The organism is Streptomyces canus, assembly GCF_001514145.1.
In the GTDB taxonomy this organism is placed as follows: Bacteria; Actinomycetota; Actinomycetes; order Streptomycetales; family Streptomycetaceae; genus Streptomyces; species Streptomyces canus.
Map to the genome: position 1 here is coordinate 610,437 of NZ_KQ948657.1, position 16,193 is coordinate 626,629.

Genomic DNA, 16,193 nt, shown 5'->3' on the forward strand with positions numbered 1-16,193 from the left:
ACCCGGTCGACAAATCACCAACGGGCGGCCCGGGTTCACACCGGGTCGGGCATCGGTATCGGCCGCTTCTCGATGGCCGCCGCCATCACCTCCGGGAACAGGTCGGGGGTGCAGGCGAAGGCCGGTGCGCCGAGCGCGGCAAGCGCGGCCGCGTGCTCCCGGTCGTAGGCGGGCGCCCCTTCGTCCGACAGCGCGAGCAACGTCACGAACTGCACCCCGGACGCCTTCATCGCCGCGACCCGCTTGAGCATCTCGTGGCGTATGCCGCCCTCGTAGAGGTCGCTGATCAGCACCATCACGGTCTCCGCGGGCCGGGTGATCTGCGACTGGCAGTACGCCAGGGCCCGGTTGATGTCCGTGCCGCCGCCGAGCTGGGTTCCGAACAGCACGTCCACCGGGTCGTCGAGCTGGTCGGTGAGGTCGACGACCGCGGTGTCGAAGACGACGAGCCGTGTGTCGATCGACCGCATGGAGGCCAGCACCGCCCCGAACACGGACGCGTAGACGACGGACGCCGCCATGGACCCCGACTGGTCGATGCAGAGGACGACCTCCTTCTTCACCGACCGGGAGGCCCGGCCGTATCCGATGAGCCGCTCCGGCACGATCGTCCGGTACTCGGGGAGGTAGTGCTTGAGGTTGGCCGAGATCGTGCGGTTCCAGTCGATGTCGTGGTGGCGCGGCCGGCTGATCCGGGCGCTGCGGTCGAGGGCACCGGTGAGCGTGGCCCGGGTGCGAGTGGCGAGCCGCTTCTCCAGGTCCTCGACGACCTTGCGCACGACGGCCCGTGCCGTCTCCTTCGTCGTCTCCGGCATCGCCTTGTTGAGCGACAGCAGAGTGCCGACCAGATGCACGTCGGCCTCCACCGCCTCCAGCATCTCCGGCTCGAGGAGCAGGGTGGACAACCCCAGCCGGTCGATGGCGTCCCGCTGCATGACCTGGACGACGGAGGAGGGGAAGTACGTCCGGATGTCCCCGAGCCACCGCGCCACGGACGGCGCCGAGGCCCCGAGCCCCGCCGAGCGGTCCTTCCCCGCCTGCCCCTTCCCGTCCCCCCTGCCGTAGAGCGCGGTCAACGCCCCGTCCATCGCGGCATCCTGCCCACCGAGCGTGCACCCGGTCCCGTCGGCCGCGTCCCCGCCCAGCACCAGCCGCCAACGCCGCAGCCGCTCGTCTGCGGGGGCTGTGGAGGAGGCGGTGAGGGCAGCATTGACCGGAACCAGCGCCGAAACCGGGGCCGGGGACGCATCTTCCGCAGCATCCGTCGCCTGGTCGTCGGCCGCCTCCCGCACGGGATGTGTCGGTGGCTTTGCGGTCGGGGCCGACGCCGGGCCCCTGGTCGGATGCCGCGATGGATTCATCCGCGGGCTTCTGTCCGGATCCGTCGTCTCCGGCGTCGTCAGGTCGTTCGGCTCGGTCGTCATCCCCGTGCTCCCGTCCGGAACCGGTCCCAGAGCGGGACCACGGCCACACTCGTCACCGGGCCGTGTTGCACCCGGGACCCGGCCCTGTGCCCGGGCGCATCTCCGCGCCCGCCCCCGACAGCGGTGGCTGTCCTGCCGCCCCCGTCTCCCGGAATCCGCGATACCTCGGTCGTCATCCCGCCACCCCCGCAAGGTCGTTGTCGTCGGCGTTCGTCGCATCGTCGTCGCGGTCGCCGTCCAGGCCGAGGAGGAGCCGCAGCACCGGCAGCACGGCGTCCGCCCGGTCGCCGTCGAGGTCGGCCCCGAAACCCGGTATCCCGGCCCCCGCCCCGGCCGCACTCCCCCGCCGTCCCGGCCCCCGCCGGACCAGTTCGCCCAGCGTCCGGCGTACTCCCGGCTCGTACGCCGAGAACGTGCGCCGCAGCAGCGGCAGCACATCGGTGAACGCCTCCGCCGGAACCCCGGTCAGCCAGGCGTCGACCAGCCCGAGCAACCGCTCGTCGTGCACGAGAAGCATCCCGCCGCCGGACCCACCACCGACGAAACCCTCGATCCACGCGGCCGCGTCCCCCGGCGCCGTCCCCGGCGACAGCACGAGACCCATCAGCCGCGCCGCCTCGTCCTGCGCCAACTCCCCGTCGTCCAGCAGCAGCCGCACAGCCCTCCCCCGAAGGACACCGGGCACGGTGTCCCGCAGGGACAACACCTTGAGCACGGCCTGCCAACGGCCACGGAGGCCGCGGCGAGCCGGAGCCAGGGCGTCTCCCCCGTCGTCCGGTCCGGACAGGGCGGTGGCAGCCGGGTCCTGTTCCGGTACGGCCGTTGCGGTGCCTTGGCCGTCCTTCCCCGGGACGGTCGCTGAACCGCCACTCGGGACGCCGTCCCGCTGCCCTGAAGCCCCCGGCGGGTCCTGTTCCGGGTCCGCCACCTCGCTCAGCAGCCCCACCGCCCCATGGACCGCGTCCACATGGCGCCGCATCTCCTCCGCGGCCTCCGCGTCCAGCGCGGCACAGGCCGGGGGCAGGCCGACGAAGACCCGCTCGGCGAGACCTGCGGCGACCTCCGTCAGCGCGCCGGTGCCGGTGCCGCGCACATCGCCGTAGCGCAGGGAACGGACGAGGGCCGGCAGCGCCTGGGCGAGATGACCGACGTCCGCGTCCAGCGCGGCACGGTCGGCGAGAATCTGCATCACCGTGGGCAGGGCGTCCGGAAGTTCGGCCAGCAGACACCGCTCGGCGAGAGCGGTGACGTCGGCGAGCCCCGGGGCGGAGACGGCGTCCGCCTCCGCCTTGGCCGTCGCGGCGGCGAGGACGGTCGTGCCCCACACCCCCGCCTCGGCGACCCGCACCGACAGCTCCGGCTCCCACCGCAGCCGCCATGTCTCCCGGAACGTGCCCGTGCTCCCCCGCGAGGCCGTCGGCTCACCCCACGCCACGCCCAGCAGCCGCAACCGGTGCAGGAGCCTGCTGCGCCCGGCGTCGTTCTCCTTGCGCAGATCGAGCTCCAACTCCCGCTCCAGCGCCTCCGGTTTGAGCCGAAGGCGCCGCTGGATCCGGTCGAGGTCGCGCTGCAACGGCACCGCGGGGGCCGCCTGCGGCACCTCCCCCAGGACGTCCCCCACCACCAGCCTGTCGTGCACCAGCGCCAACGGCACGTCCGAGCCCTCGCACATCACCGCCCGCACCGCGTCGGTCGTCTCGCTCAGGCCGGGCAGGGGACGGCCGCGCATCGCCGCCAGCGTCTCGGCCAGCCGTACGGCCTCGATGACGTGTGCCGAGGACACGAGCCGGTCCTCGTCCCGCAGCAGCCCCGCCACCTTGGTCAGCCACCGCTCGACGGGCCGGTCCGGTGCGCCGAACAGGTGCCCGTACCAGCCGGGTGAGTCGATCCCCGCGCCGTAGCCGCTGTGCCGCGAGAGCCTGCGGTACGTCCATGGCACCCACGTCATGTCCGCCTTGACCTTGGGCAGCCCCTTCAACTGCGCCTTGTCGGCGGCGACCGTGCTCTTCCGCCGCAGCGCGGGCACGTGCCAGGCCCCGCACACCACGGCCACGTCCTCCCCGAACTCCCGCTGCGCCGCCCGCACCTGGAGCCGCATGTACGCCTCGCGCACGAGATCGCGGTCATGTCCGCCGGTTCCGTACGTCTCCCGCAGCACCCCCATCGCCTCTTCCAGCACGGTGAACGGCTCGAACACGTCGCCCTGCCCCGTCCCCCGGTGCTCCACGACGTCCTCCCACCACCGCTCGGGATCGTCGTATCCGGCGGCCTCGGCGAGCACACCGAGCGGGTCGACACGGACGGCGACGCGAACGGCGGGCTCGTCCTCCACAGCGTCCTCGCCGGACGGGCCGGTGCCGTGAGCGTCCGAGGGTGCCTCGGACGGACTCGTCTCCGGGATCTCGCCGGCGGGGTCGTCCGGTCGGCCCGCTGGGCCTTCGTCCCCGTCGTCCCTCCCGCATGCCAACGTGTGCGTCGCCGGCAGGTCGATGAAACGGGCCGGGACCTCGTGGTCCAGCGCCCAGCGGATCGCCACCCACTCCGGGGAGAACTCGGCGAGCGGCCAGAACGCCGAACGGCCGGGCTCGTCCACGGCATGGGCGAGGAGAGCGACCGGCGGCCGCATGTCCTCCTCGGCGGCCAGCGGGATCAACGCGTCGGCCTCGGGTGGCCCCTCGATCAGCACGACCCGGGGCCGGGCCGCGTCCAACGCCGCCCGCACGGACCGCGCCGACCCCGGCCCGTGATGCCGCACCCCGAGCAGCAACGGCCCGGCACCGGCCTCCCGGCCGCGTACACCGACGCCGGTCACACCCCCGCTCCCGGACACACCGCCCCCGTCCCTTCCCTCTCCGGCTGACGCGCGAGAGCCCCTCCACCCTTCGCTCCCCGACACACCGCCCCGAGCCACACCCGCACTTACCGACCCGCCGCCACCAGCCGTCCCGGCACTCCGGAACCTCCCGCCACCAGCCGTCCCCGCACTCCGGAACCTCCCGGAGCCATTCGCCTCCCCGCTCCCGGAACTGCCGGGGCCGCCGGCCGCTCCGCTACCGAACCCCGTGGGGCCGGCAGTCCCCCCGCTCCCCACCTCACCCACGCCCGTCACACCGCCCCCCTCCCCTCCGAGGCCACTTGGAGTCGTCCTCGACGACCGTCCCGATCCCGCCCGCGCCGCCGTCCCGGTCAAGCCCTGTCACACCCGTCCCCCCTGCCTCCGCGACTCCGGCAGTCCGAATCGAAGCCCTCACGACCATCCCCCGGAGTCCGCACCGAAGCCCGCCAGCATCCCCAGCCGTCCCGAACCGAAGCCCCCGACCCCGTCCCCGACACCCGCGTACGCCCACGAACGACAAGTCACCACCCGCCGGCACGCCCCCACAGCACCCTCCCGGAGTCCGCACCGAAGCCCCGCCACCATCCATGGCAGTCCGGACCGAGGCCCCGCCACCGTCTCCGGCACCCCGTACGCCCACGAACGACAAGTCGCCACCCGCGCACATGCCCCCACGGCATCCGCCTGGATTCCCGCGCGTGCGGCCCCGCCCCAGGTCCTCGTTCACGCGCTCACCTCCCGGCAAGCCCGGTAGAAGTCCTTCCAGCCGTCCCGCTCGCGGACGACCGCCTCCAGGTACTCCTGCCAGATGACCCGGTCGGCCGCCGGATCGCGGACGACGGCGCCGAGGATGCCCGCGGCGACGTCTCCGGCCCGAAGGACGCCGTCGCCGAAGTGGGCGGCGAGGGCGAGACCGTTGGTGACGACGGAGATGGCCTCGGCCGTCGACAGCGTGCCGCTGGGCGACTTGAGCTTCGTACGGCCGTCGGACGTCATCCCGTCGCGCAGCTCGCGGAAGACCGTCACGACGCGGCGGATCTCCGCGACGCCGTCGGGCGCGGCCGGCAGGTCGAGAGAGCGGCCGATCTGGTCGACGCGGCGCGAGACGATGTCGACCTCGGCCTCGACGCTCTCCGGTAGCGGCAGCACGACCGTGTTGAAACGGCGGCGCAGGGCGCTGGAGAGGTCGTTGACCCCACGGTCGCGGTCGTTGGCGGTGGCGATGAGGTTGAAGCCGCGGACCGCCTGCACCTCCTGGCCCAGTTCCGGTATCGGCAGCGTCTTCTCGGACAGGATGGTGATCAGCGAGTCCTGCACGTCGGCCGGGATACGGGTCAGCTCCTCGACCCGGGCCGTCATCCCCTCCGCCATGGCCCGCATCACGGGGCTGGGCACGAGGGCATCGCGACTCGGGCCGTTGGCGAGCAACTGGGCGTAGTTCCAGCCGTAGCGGATCGCCTCCTCCGGGGTGCCCGCCGTGCCCTGCACGAGCAGGGTCGAGTCGCCGCTGACCGCCGCGGCCAGGTGCTCGGAGACCCAGGTCTTCGCGGTGCCGGGCACGCCCAGCAGGAGCAGGGCGCGGTCGGTGGCGAGGGTGGTGACGGCGACCTCGACGAGCCGGCGCGGCCCCACGTACTTCGGAGTGATCACCGTGCCGTCCGGCAGGATGCCGCCGAGCAGGTACGTCGCCACCGCCCACGGCGACAGCTTCCAGCGGGCCGGGCGTGGGCGGTCGTCCTGCGCGGCCAGCGCGGCGAGTTCACCGGCGAAGGCGTCCTCGGCATGCGGCCGCAACGCCTCGTCCGGCTCCCCCTGCTTCGGTTCCACGGACGTCGGTTCAACAGACACAGTCATGGCTGGGGCCCCCTCCAGCTCGGCCGGTTCGGATCTGTCACCAACCGTGCACCACGCCACTGACAATGCGATCCGACCTGCGGAAACGCGCTCAGCAGGGTCGGCTCACGGCCGATTGTCAGTGGGGGGATCTACCTTCGATGTCATGACTCAGCAGGGGGTGCGCTGGACGGCGGATCAGGTGCTGGCACTGGCGCCTGACACCGCGTCACGCAAAGCGGGAAGCAAACTCGGCGCGGCCGGGCCATGGTCCGAGGCGGGGAGTTCCGACGAGGGGACGGTGTGGGGGCTGTGCAAGGGCAGCGGCAGCAAGCCGTATCAGACGGTCATCGACATCGCGGACGCCGCGGGGCCCGCGTACAAGTGCAGTTGCCCGAGCCGCAAGTTCCCGTGCAAGCACGCGCTCGGGCTGCTGCTGCTCTGGGCGGGCGGGGAGGGAGCGGTGCCGCCCGGGCCGACGCCCGACTGGGCGGAGCAGTGGATAGCGGGGAGAAGGCAGCGCGCGCAGGAGAAGCGGACGGCGGACACGGCCGGTTCCGCCGCCGGGTCGGGTGATCCGGAGGCGGCGCGGCGCAGGGCGGAGCGCCGGGCCGTGCGAATCACCGCGGGTGCGACGGAGCTGGAGCAGCGGCTGACGGACCTGCTGCGCGGTGGCCTGGCGGGCGCTGAGCAGGCGGGATACGGCATGTGGGAGGAGACGGCGGCCCGCATGGTCGACGCGCAGGCACCGGGACTCGCCGCCCGGGTGCGGGAGTTGGGCGCGATTCCCTCGTCCGGTCCGGGCTGGCCGGTGCGGCTGCTGGAGGAGTGCGCCCTCATCCACCTCCTCGACCAGGGCTGGCTGCGCCGCGAACGGCTGCCGGACGGCCTCGCCTCGACGGTCCGTTCCCGGATCGGCCTGCCCGCCTCGGCGGACGGCCCCGCGATACGGGACCGCTGGCTGGTCCTCGCCCAGTACGACACGGCGGACGCCCGTCTGACGACCCGCCGGATCTGGCTGCTCGGCACGGACTCGGGCCGCACGGCGCTGCTCCTCTCTTACGGCGCCGCCGGCCACGCCCCCGAACTGGCGCTGCCGGTGGGCCTTGAGCTGGAGGCGGAGGTGTCCGCCTATCCCGGTACCGGTCAGATGCGGGCGGCGCTCGGCGAGCAGTTCGCACCGCCCGCGCCCACGTCGACCCGCCCGCCGGGAGTGACGACCGAACAGGCGGCCGCCCGCTACGGCGAGGCACTGCGGGACGACCCGTGGCTGGACTCCGTTCCCGTGACTCTGGACCGCGTGATACCGGCCCCGGACGGTGACTCCTGGCAACTGGTGGACGCCGAGGGCGACTCGGCCCTGCCGCTCACCGCCTCCGCCCGTTCCCGACCGGGCCTGTGGCGTCTGGTCGCGCTCTCGGGCGGCGCCCCGGTCAAGGTCTTCGGCGAGTGCGGTCACCGCGGCTTCACCCCGCTGACGGCCTGGCCGGAGGGGGCGGGCGAGGCGGTGCTGCTGTGCTGAACGGAACGGACCGAGCACCCGACCGGACGGAAAGGAACCCCATGGACAAGATCTCCGCTCCCGCGCCGGACGCCTGGGAGGAGCTCGTCACCTCGGCGCTGCTCGGCACGGCACGCCGGACGCCGCCCGGCGTCGCGCCCGGTCCCGAGGCACCGGCGGCGTTGCTGGACGCGGCAGCCGTGGAGACCGTACGGCGGCGGGCCGGGCTGCGGCCCCCGCGCGCGGCACAGCGCCCGCAGCCGGCGCCCGAGGACACGCGCCCTCCGCTGCCCGCTGCGGCGGCCCGCAGACTCGCGATGCTGCTCGCCGACCGCCCGGGTACGGGCGGCGGCGGCCGCAGGGGTACGGCACCGGATTTGATGGAGCTGCTGCCGCAGTGGCTCGCGACGGCGAACGCCCGCCGTTACGCGGCGCCCCCGCAACTGCTGCCCGCCCTGCTGGACGCGGCCCGGGGACGTACGGATCTGCGGCCGGCGGCGCTGGCGTTCGCGGGTTCGCGTGCCACCTGGCTCGCCCGGCTGAACCCGGACTGGCGGTTCGCCCTGCGAGCGACACCGGGCGGCGGAACAGCCCTGCCGTCGCCGCAGGACACCGCGGGCGTCCGACGGCTCTGGGAGGAGGGGCTGTTCGCCGAGCGGGTGGCCCTCCTCTCGGCGATACGTGCCCGGGAGCCCGCCGCCGCGCGCGAGTTGCTCGCGACGACCTGGGCGACCGAGCGGGCCGAGGACCGGTTGATGTTCCTCGACTCGTTGCGGACCGGTCTGGGGGCGGACGACGAGCCGTTCCTGGAGCAGGCGCTGGCCGACCGGAGCCGCAACGTACGGGCCACGGCCGCGGAGTTGCTGTCGGCGCTGCCGGGTTCGGCGCTGGCGGCGCGGATGGCGGTCAGGGCCGGGGCGTGTGTGGCCGTCGACCACACCCAGGACAGGCCGACGATCGCCGTCGAGGCGCCGCACGAGTGCGACTCGGGCATGGAGCGCGACGGCGTCGTGGCGAAGGCACCCTCGGGGCGGGGGGAACGTTCGTGGTGGTTCGGGCAGTTGGTGGAGGCGGCGCCGCTGGGTGTGTGGCCGGGGCGGCTCGGTGGGCGGACACCCGAGGAGATCGTGGCGCTGCCGGTGGCGGACGACTGGCGGAACGAACTGCATGCGGCGTGGTGCCGGGCTGCCGTACGGCAGAGGGACGCCTTGTGGGCGCGGGCGCTGCTCGGGACACCCGCGGCGCCGGAGGCCGGGGGCCCGGGGGCGGTGTCACTGGCGGAGCGGGCCAGGCTGCTGAGCACGTTGGGCTCCGCCGAACGGGCCGAGTGGGTCGCGGCGTTCATCGCGACCCACGGATTGTCCGAGGCGTTTCAGCTGCTCGGGGTGTGTGGGGTGCCGTGGGCCGCGCCGCTCGGGCGGGCGGTGGTCGACGCGCTCAACATCGCACGGGACGCGGGGAGTTATCCGTGGAGTTTCAGCGGGGTGATGGGGCTGGCGGAGCGTTGTCTCGATCCGGCCGAGGCGGGTCGGCTGGAGGGACTCATGGCGGTGCCGGACGAGGGAGAGGACGCGAGTCCCGGCGCAGGGGGCTACTGGGCGGAGGCGTTCCAACGGCTGGTGACGACCTTGCGGCTGCGGGCGGTGATGGCGGAGGAGCTGGGACTGACGTAGCTCGTGCGCGGGACGGATTGTCACCCGCCCCCACCGGCGGGCGACGGACGCGGCCCGGGTCCGGTGACCCGGAGACGGCGCGGCGCAGGGCCGAGCGCCGAGCCGTGCGAATCACCGCGGGTGCGACAAAGCTGGAGCAGCAGCTGACGGACCTGCTCCACGGCGGCCTGGCAGGCCCGGAGCGCGCGGCTGGCGACGGACGCGGCCGGTTCCGCCGCCGGGTCCGGTGACCCGGAGACGGCGCGGCGCAGGGCCGAGCGCCGAGCCGTGCGGATCACCGCGGGTGCGACAAAGCTGAAGCAGCAGCTGACGGACCTGCTGCACGGCGGCCTGGCGGGCCCGGAGCGCGCGGCTGGCGACGGACGCGGCCGGTTCCGCCGCCGGGTCCAGCGACCCGGAGACGGCGCGGCGCAGGGCCGAGCGCCGAGCCGTGCGAATCACCGCGGGTGCGACAAAGCTGGAGCAGCAGCTGACGGACCTGCTCCACGGCGGCCTGGCAGGCGCGAAGCAGGCGGCAGGACTGCCCAGGGGCGCGAGGAACTGCGCGAACAGCCACCACGCACCCGCACCCGACAACGCACCGCGACCCGCTCGCCCCGCTGAGGCCGGGCGCAGCGGCTACGCTCCCGCAGGCTGCCGGACGTTCTCCCGGACCCAGTCCACGATCGACCGAGTCGTCGCACCCGGCGTGAAGATCTCGGCGACGCCCTTCGCCTTGAGCGGAGGGATGTCCGCCTCCGGGATGATCCCGCCGCCGAACACCAGGATGTCCTCGGCCTCCCGCTCCTTGAGCAAATCGATCACCGCGGCGAACAACGTGTTGTGGGCCCCGGAGAGGATGGAGAGGCCGATCGCGTCGGCGTCCTCCTGGATCGCGGTGTCGACGATCTGCTCGGGGGTCTGGTGGAGGCCGGTGTAGATGACCTCCATGCCCGCGTCGCGCAGCGCCCTCGCGATCACCTTGGCTCCGCGGTCGTGACCGTCGAGCCCCGGCTTGGCCACCACCACGCGGATCGGGCCGGCTGTCACACCCATCACTGCCTCCATGAAGCGACTGCGTTGATTCCCCTGCCCATTCCTACCGACTAGTACCGCACAGGCCGGGAATGTGAACGAACGTTATCGCCACCATCACGCACCGTGCAGTTTCGCGGCGGACGCCGAGGGGGAAAATCACACGTGGGACACGTTCGGGAGCCGCAACGAGGTCGCCGCACCGCCGCGCCGCAGGCCGCGCGCCACGGTGGTGCGGCGCGCCGGCGACGGCACGAAGGGCACGTAGGACAGGTAAGGCACGACAGCGGGGAGCCTCGTCGCCACACCGACAGGGCCGCTCGTCACGTCACCGGCGCAGCACCAGCACCACTCACATCGTCGACATCACCAGCACCACCGGTTCCAACCGTTCCATCCGTTCCGTCGGCTTCGCGAGCATCCGCGACCGCAGCCACCCAGGAACCCCGCGCCGCCCGCCGCACCCACCCCCCGCGCCCCACTCGCGCCGCGTCGACGACACCCTTCGCCGCGACTTCCCATGAGCGCACACGGGGGACGGAGCTGTCCTCCCGTGTGCCGACAGGAGGTCGGCCATGAAGGTCACCAAGGCGGCGCTGCCGTTTCTCCCGCTCTGCCAGCGTCTGCTTCCCGGCAGGCTGGCGGGACTCTCCCTGGCCCTTCTGAAGGCGACCGCGCTCGAGCTCGCGATTCTCGCGGGCCATCTCCTCCTCTACCCCTCCGGCATCACCCAGGAGCGCCGCTCCCCCCTCCCCCCGCTCCCCTCGCCCGAGGACGGCGCGGCACAGCTGCCGACGGAGGCGAAGCCCCCGGTCGTGCTGCTGCACGGCTTCATCGACAACCGCTCGGTCTTCGTGCTCCTGCGCCGCAGCCTCGCCCAGCACGGCAGGCAGCAGATCGAGTCACTCAACTACTCCCCGCTGACCTGCGACATCCGTACCGCGGCGGAGCTGCTCGGCCGGCACATAGAGGGAATCTGCGAGCGCACGGGCAGCGAGCGGGTCGACATCGTCGGACACAGCCTCGGCGGCCTGATCGCGCGGTACTACGTGCAGCGCCTCGGCGGCGACACCCGGGTCCGCACCCTGGTGACGCTCGGCACCCCGCATTCCGGCACCCGGGTGGTACCGCTGGCGAACGCGCACCCGATCGTGCGCCAGATGCGCCCCGGCTCGGAGCTGCTCGAGGAGCTCACGCGTCCGGCCCCCGGCTGCCGTACGCACTTCGTCAGTTTCTGGAGCGACCTCGACCACCTGATGGACCCGCTGGAGACCGCCTGTATCGACCATGCGGACCTGATGGCGCAGAACGTCCGGGTGAGCGGGATCGGACATCTCGCCCTGCCCGTGCACCCCGCCGTCGCGACCGGAATACGGCAGGTGCTCGACACCGCGCGGGCCGGAGAGGAGACAGCCGGCCGGGCCGGGGGACTGACCGTGGCGTAACGGTCGTATCGACCACCGGGCCCAGGCCGCCAACAGCTCATCGACGGCCGCCGGACCGCCAACCGGGATCGAACAACCTTCGAACACAAAGCCAAGGTCACGCCCGCAGTCCCCCGAATCACGGTCGAATGCCCGTTTCCTGCGCGAGCGAAACCAGTTGAAGATTGTCGCGCCCGCATACCGCCGGGTACAGTCGCCGCACTGCTCTGGCAGCCCCTGTTGTCGAGGCGAAAGAGAAGTTGGTGAACGACCGTCACCCGTCGGGGACCATGACCACCCCGACCCCGGCTTCCGACGCCGCCTCGTCGCACTACGCGTCGTACGGCACCCAGGAAGCCCAGTACGGCGACTTCACCACGTACGGCGGCTATGACGCCACTGGTTTCGACGCCACAGGCACCACTGGCACCGCCGACGCGCACGCCACCGGCAGCTTCGAGGCCGACCCGCTCTTCGGCAGCATGACGGGCGACGGCACCGGTTCGTACGACGCCTCGACGTGGACCACGGGCGGTCACCAGACCCTGAACTACGACATGTACGCGGCCCAGCACCACGCCGCCTACGACACCGGCGCGTATGACGCCACGCAGTGGGGCGGCGCGGACCACCAGCTGCTCTCCGTAATCCCTCCGCAGTCGGGCAGCACCGACCACAGCGGACAGTGGGACGCGAGCGCCTGGACCCAGCCGGACCAGTCCGCGGCCCCGGCCGACCAGACCCAGCACTGGGAATGGGGCACGCAGGCCTTCGACACCGGGGCGTACGACGCCACGCAGTGGAACTCCGAGGGCACGGCGGCCGACCCGCAGGCGACGGCCACGTTCGAGCAGGCCGCGTACGGCGACACCCACACCTACGACGAGGCCCACGCGTACGGCGAGAATCACGCGTACGGCGAGGCGGATCCGCACAGCGACGGCTACGCCGAACACGCCCCGCACGACGGCGAGTCGACGGCCACCACGGCCACCGGCGAGATGCCCGCCGTCCACGACGCCGACGCCCCGCTCCTCGACGACCAGGAAGAGGCCGGCCCGGCGCCGATCCCCGCCCAGGGCTCCCGCGTGGCCGCGCGCAACGCCAACCGCTCCCGCCGCCGTATCCCCGCCAAGCGCTCCGCGCTGCTGACCATCGCCGTCCCCTCGGCGTGTGTCATGGGCGTCGCCGGGATCGCCGCCGCCTCGGTCGGCACGCTGACCGGCGACGGCCAGGAGACCTCGACGACCCTGGCGGACCCGACCGCCGTCAAGCCGGCCGTCGCGAACAACAAGCTGGACACCCAGCTCGAGAGCCTCTCGGCCGGTGCCGACGACTTCGCCGACCGGGCCAGCCGCACGCAGGAACGCATCGACCTCAAGGCCCAGCAGGTGGCCGAGAAGAGGAAGGCGGCGGAGGAGGCGGCCCGCAAGGAGCGGCTGCGTCCGAAGTTCGCGCTTCCGGTCGCACAGCGCGGACTCAGCGCCTACTTCGGCCAGGCCGGCATCAACTGGATGTCCGTCCACACCGGCATCGACTTCCCGGTGTCGTACGGCACGACGGTGATGGCCGCGACCGACGGCACCGTCCGGACGCAGTGGAACAGCGCGTACGGCAACATGATGGTCGTGACGGCGAAGGACGGCACCGAGACGTGGTACTGCCACCTCTCCAGCTACCGCGTCGCGTCCGGTACGACGGTCAAGGCCGGTGACCCGATCGCGTACTCCGGCAACTCCGGCAACTCGACCGGTCCCCACCTGCACTTCGAGGTGCACCCGGCGGGCGGTTCGGCCATAGACCCGCTGCCGTGGCTGCGCAGCCACGGGCTGGACCCGACGTAGAACCTCGGGCCCAGCCCCCTCGGTTACAGCTTCTCGACCGGCGCGTACCGCAGCAGCAGCCGCTTCGGCTTCGCTTCCCCGAAGTCGATCGTCGCCTCGGCGTTCGCCCCCGTGCCCTTCACCCCGACCACCGTGCCGAGCCCGAACTGGTCGTGGGTGACACGGTCGCCGACGGCCAGCGCCACCACCGGCTTCTCCGAGGTCCTGCGCGTCGCGAAGCCGGACGCGCCCGACGCCGAGGAGCGGGAACGGGAGGACGACAGCGAGGCGGCGACCCCCGAGACCGGTCCCGCGGGAGCGGCGGCCGCACCCGTGCGCTTCCAGTCCACGTGCTGCGCCGGGATCTCCTCCAGGAAGCGGGAGGGCGGGTTGTACGACGGCTGCCCCCACGCGCTGCGCAGGGCGGACCGGGTCAGATACAGCCGCTCACGCGCACGCGTGATGCCGACGTAGGCCAGCCGCCGCTCCTCCTCCAGCTCCTTGGCCTGGCCGAGGGCGCGCATGTGCGGGAAGACGCCGTCCTCCATGCCGGTGAGGAAGACGACCGGGAACTCCAGGCCCTTGGCGGTGTGCAGGGTCATCAGGGTGATGACGCCGGAGCCGTCCTCGTCCTCGTCGGGGATCTGGTCGGAGTCGGCGACCAGGGCGACCCGCTCCAGGAAGTCGGAGAGGGAGCCGGAGGCCTCGCCCTCGCCCGACTCCTGCTCGAACTCCAGGGCCACCGCGGCGAGTTCCTGGAGGTTCTCGATGCGGGTCTCGTCCTGGGGGTCGGTGGAGGCCTGCAACTCGGCGAGATAGCCGGTGCGTTCGAGGACCGCCTCCAGGACGGTCGCCGGGCCCGCACCGGACTCGACGATGGTCCGGAGCTCCTCCATCAGCACGTTGAACCGCTTCACGGCGTTGGTGGAGCGCGCGGCCATGCCGTACGCCTCGTCGACGCGCTTGAGGGCCTGCGGGAAGCTGATCTTCTCGCGCTGGGACAGGGCGTCGATCATCGCCTCGGCACGGTCGCCGATGCCGCGCTTGGGGACGTTGAGGATCCGGCGCAGCGGTACGGAGTCCTCCGGGTTGGCGAGGACGCGCAGGTAGGCCAGGACGTCCCGGACCTCCTTGCGCTCGTAGAAGCGGACGCCGCCGACGACCTTGTAGGGCAGGCCGACGCGGATGAAGACCTCTTCGAAGACACGGGACTGGGCGTTCGTACGGTAGAAGACGGCCACGTCGCCGGCCTTCGCGTCGCCCGCGTCGGTGAGACGGTCTATCTCGTCGGCGACGAACTGCGCCTCGTCGTGCTCGGTGTCGGCGACATAGCCGGTGATGCGCGCGCCCGCGCCCGCGTTGGTCCACAGGTTCTTGGGGCGGCGGGACTCGTTGCGCTCGATGACGGCGTTGGCGGCGGTGAGGATCGTCTGGGTGGAGCGGTAGTTCTGCTCCAGGAGGATCGTCGTCGCGTCCGGGTAGTCCTCCTCGAACTGGAGGATGTTGCGGATGGTCGCGCCGCGGAAGGCGTAGATCGACTGGTCGGCGTCGCCCACGACGCAGAGCTCGGCGGGCGGCAGGTCGTCCTCGGCCGGCGGTACGTCGACGGGGTGCTCGCCGGTACCGACCAGCTCGCGCACGAGCGCGTACTGCGCGTGGTTGGTGTCCTGGTACTCGTCGACGAGGACGTGCCGGAAGCGGCGGCGGTAGTGCTCGGCGACATCGGGGAACGCCCGGAGCAGGTTGACCGTGGTCATGATCAGGTCGTCGAAGTCGAGGGCGTTCGCCTCGCGCAGCCGCGACTGGTACATGGCGTAGGCCTGGGCGAGCGTCTTCTCGAAGCCGTCGCCGGCCTGGGCGGCGAAGTCCTCCTCGTCGATCAGCTCGTTCTTCAGGTTGCTGATCTTGGCGCTGAAGGACTTCGGCGGGAACCGCTTGGGGTCGAGGTCCAGGTCGCGGCAGACCAGGGCCATGAGCCGCTTGGAGTCGGCGGCGTCGTAGATCGAGAAGGAGGAGGTGAACCCGAGCCTCTTCGACTCCCTCCGCAGGATCCGCACGCACGCGCTGTGGAAGGTCATCACCCACATCGCGTTCGCGCGCGGGCCGACGAGCTGCTCGACGCGCTCCTTCATCTCGCCCGCGGCCTTGTTGGTGAAGGTGATCGCGAGGATCTGACCCGGGTGGACGTGGCGCTCGCCGAGGAGATGGGCGATGCGGTGGGTGAGCACCCGGGTCTTGCCGGAGCCGGCGCCTGCCACGATGAGCAGCGGGGAGCCGGAGTGCACCACGGCCGCGCGCTGGTTCTCGTTCAGCCCGTCGAGGAGCGCGGCGGGGTCCACCACCGGGCGGGGGGCGCCGTCGCGGTAGTACGCGTCCCGGTCCGGGGGCAGGTCGAACTTCCCACCGAACAGATCGTCCGGAACGGGTTCCGGTACGTGCTCGTCCTCGGGCGGCGGCGGTTCTTCCCCATGGGCCCTAGGGGCCTGGAGGTCCGCCAGGAAGCTGTCGTCAAAGAGGCTGCTCATCGCTCTCCGAGTCTAGGGTGCCCCACTGACACACCGCCGCCGCCCCGGGAACATCCACCCGGATCAGAACCCGATGATCTTCCAGACCTGTAAGTCGTCACAGATCACACCGGGTGGACCACGCGGAGCGACGCCCGAGA

The 16,193-nt window shown here is 72.5% G+C and carries 9 protein-coding genes; 4 read left to right on the top strand and 5 right to left on the bottom strand.

Annotation, left to right across the window (positions count from 1 at the left end; all coding sequences use genetic code 11):
• Positions 1–35: 35 nt before the first annotated feature.
• The 3 genes from AQJ46_RS07645 to AQJ46_RS07655 form a co-directional block, all read right to left on the bottom strand.
• Positions 36–1,292 carry a VWA domain-containing protein gene (locus AQJ46_RS07645; protein ID WP_225887268.1) on the bottom strand — a complete coding sequence of 419 codons (1,257 nt, stop codon included), beginning with the start codon at positions 1,290–1,292 and terminating at the stop codon, positions 36–38.
• 304 nt (positions 1,293–1,596) lie between these two features.
• Positions 1,597–4,236 carry a DUF5682 family protein gene (locus AQJ46_RS07650; protein WP_063803776.1) on the bottom strand — a complete coding sequence of 880 codons (2,640 nt, stop codon included), beginning with the start codon at positions 4,234–4,236 and terminating at the stop codon, positions 1,597–1,599.
• A 747-nt stretch (positions 4,237–4,983) separates the two neighbouring features.
• Positions 4,984–6,114, bottom strand: a complete 1,131-nt coding sequence (locus AQJ46_RS07655) for an ATP-binding protein (RefSeq protein WP_059204848.1) — start codon at positions 6,112–6,114, stop codon at positions 4,984–4,986.
• A gap of 145 nt (positions 6,115–6,259) precedes the next feature.
• Between AQJ46_RS07655 and AQJ46_RS07660 the strand changes: the two genes are divergently transcribed.
• Together AQJ46_RS07660 and AQJ46_RS07665 are read left to right on the top strand one after the other, a co-directional pair.
• Positions 6,260–7,615 carry an SWIM zinc finger family protein gene (locus AQJ46_RS07660; RefSeq protein WP_059204849.1) on the top strand — a complete coding sequence of 452 codons (1,356 nt, stop codon included), beginning with the start codon at positions 6,260–6,262 and terminating at the stop codon, positions 7,613–7,615.
• A gap of 41 nt (positions 7,616–7,656) precedes the next feature.
• Positions 7,657–9,267, top strand: coding sequence for a DUF5691 domain-containing protein (locus tag AQJ46_RS07665; RefSeq protein ID WP_059204850.1), 1,611 nt, complete (start codon positions 7,657–7,659; stop codon positions 9,265–9,267).
• Positions 9,268–9,885: 618 nt separating this feature from the next.
• Here the strand turns inward: AQJ46_RS07665 and AQJ46_RS07670 are convergent.
• Complete coding sequence (locus AQJ46_RS07670) at positions 9,886–10,302, bottom strand: cobalamin B12-binding domain-containing protein (protein ID WP_059204851.1); 417 nt, start codon at positions 10,300–10,302, stop codon at positions 9,886–9,888.
• A gap of 554 nt (positions 10,303–10,856) precedes the next feature.
• Between AQJ46_RS07670 and AQJ46_RS07675 the strand changes: the two genes are divergently transcribed.
• The gene (locus AQJ46_RS07675) at positions 10,857–11,726 is read left to right on the top strand and encodes a lipase family alpha/beta hydrolase (protein ID WP_059204852.1); all 870 of its coding nucleotides are present in this window, start codon (positions 10,857–10,859) and stop codon (positions 11,724–11,726) included.
• Between the two features lie 269 nt (positions 11,727–11,995).
• Positions 11,996–13,549, top strand: a complete 1,554-nt coding sequence (locus AQJ46_RS07680) for a M23 family metallopeptidase (protein ID WP_059204853.1) — start codon at positions 11,996–11,998, stop codon at positions 13,547–13,549.
• A gap of 23 nt (positions 13,550–13,572) precedes the next feature.
• Here AQJ46_RS07680 and pcrA read toward each other — a convergent pair whose 3' ends face one another.
• The gene (pcrA, locus tag AQJ46_RS07685) at positions 13,573–16,053 is read right to left on the bottom strand and encodes a DNA helicase PcrA (RefSeq protein WP_059204854.1); all 2,481 of its coding nucleotides are present in this window, start codon (positions 16,051–16,053) and stop codon (positions 13,573–13,575) included.
• Positions 16,054–16,193 lie beyond the last annotated feature (140 nt).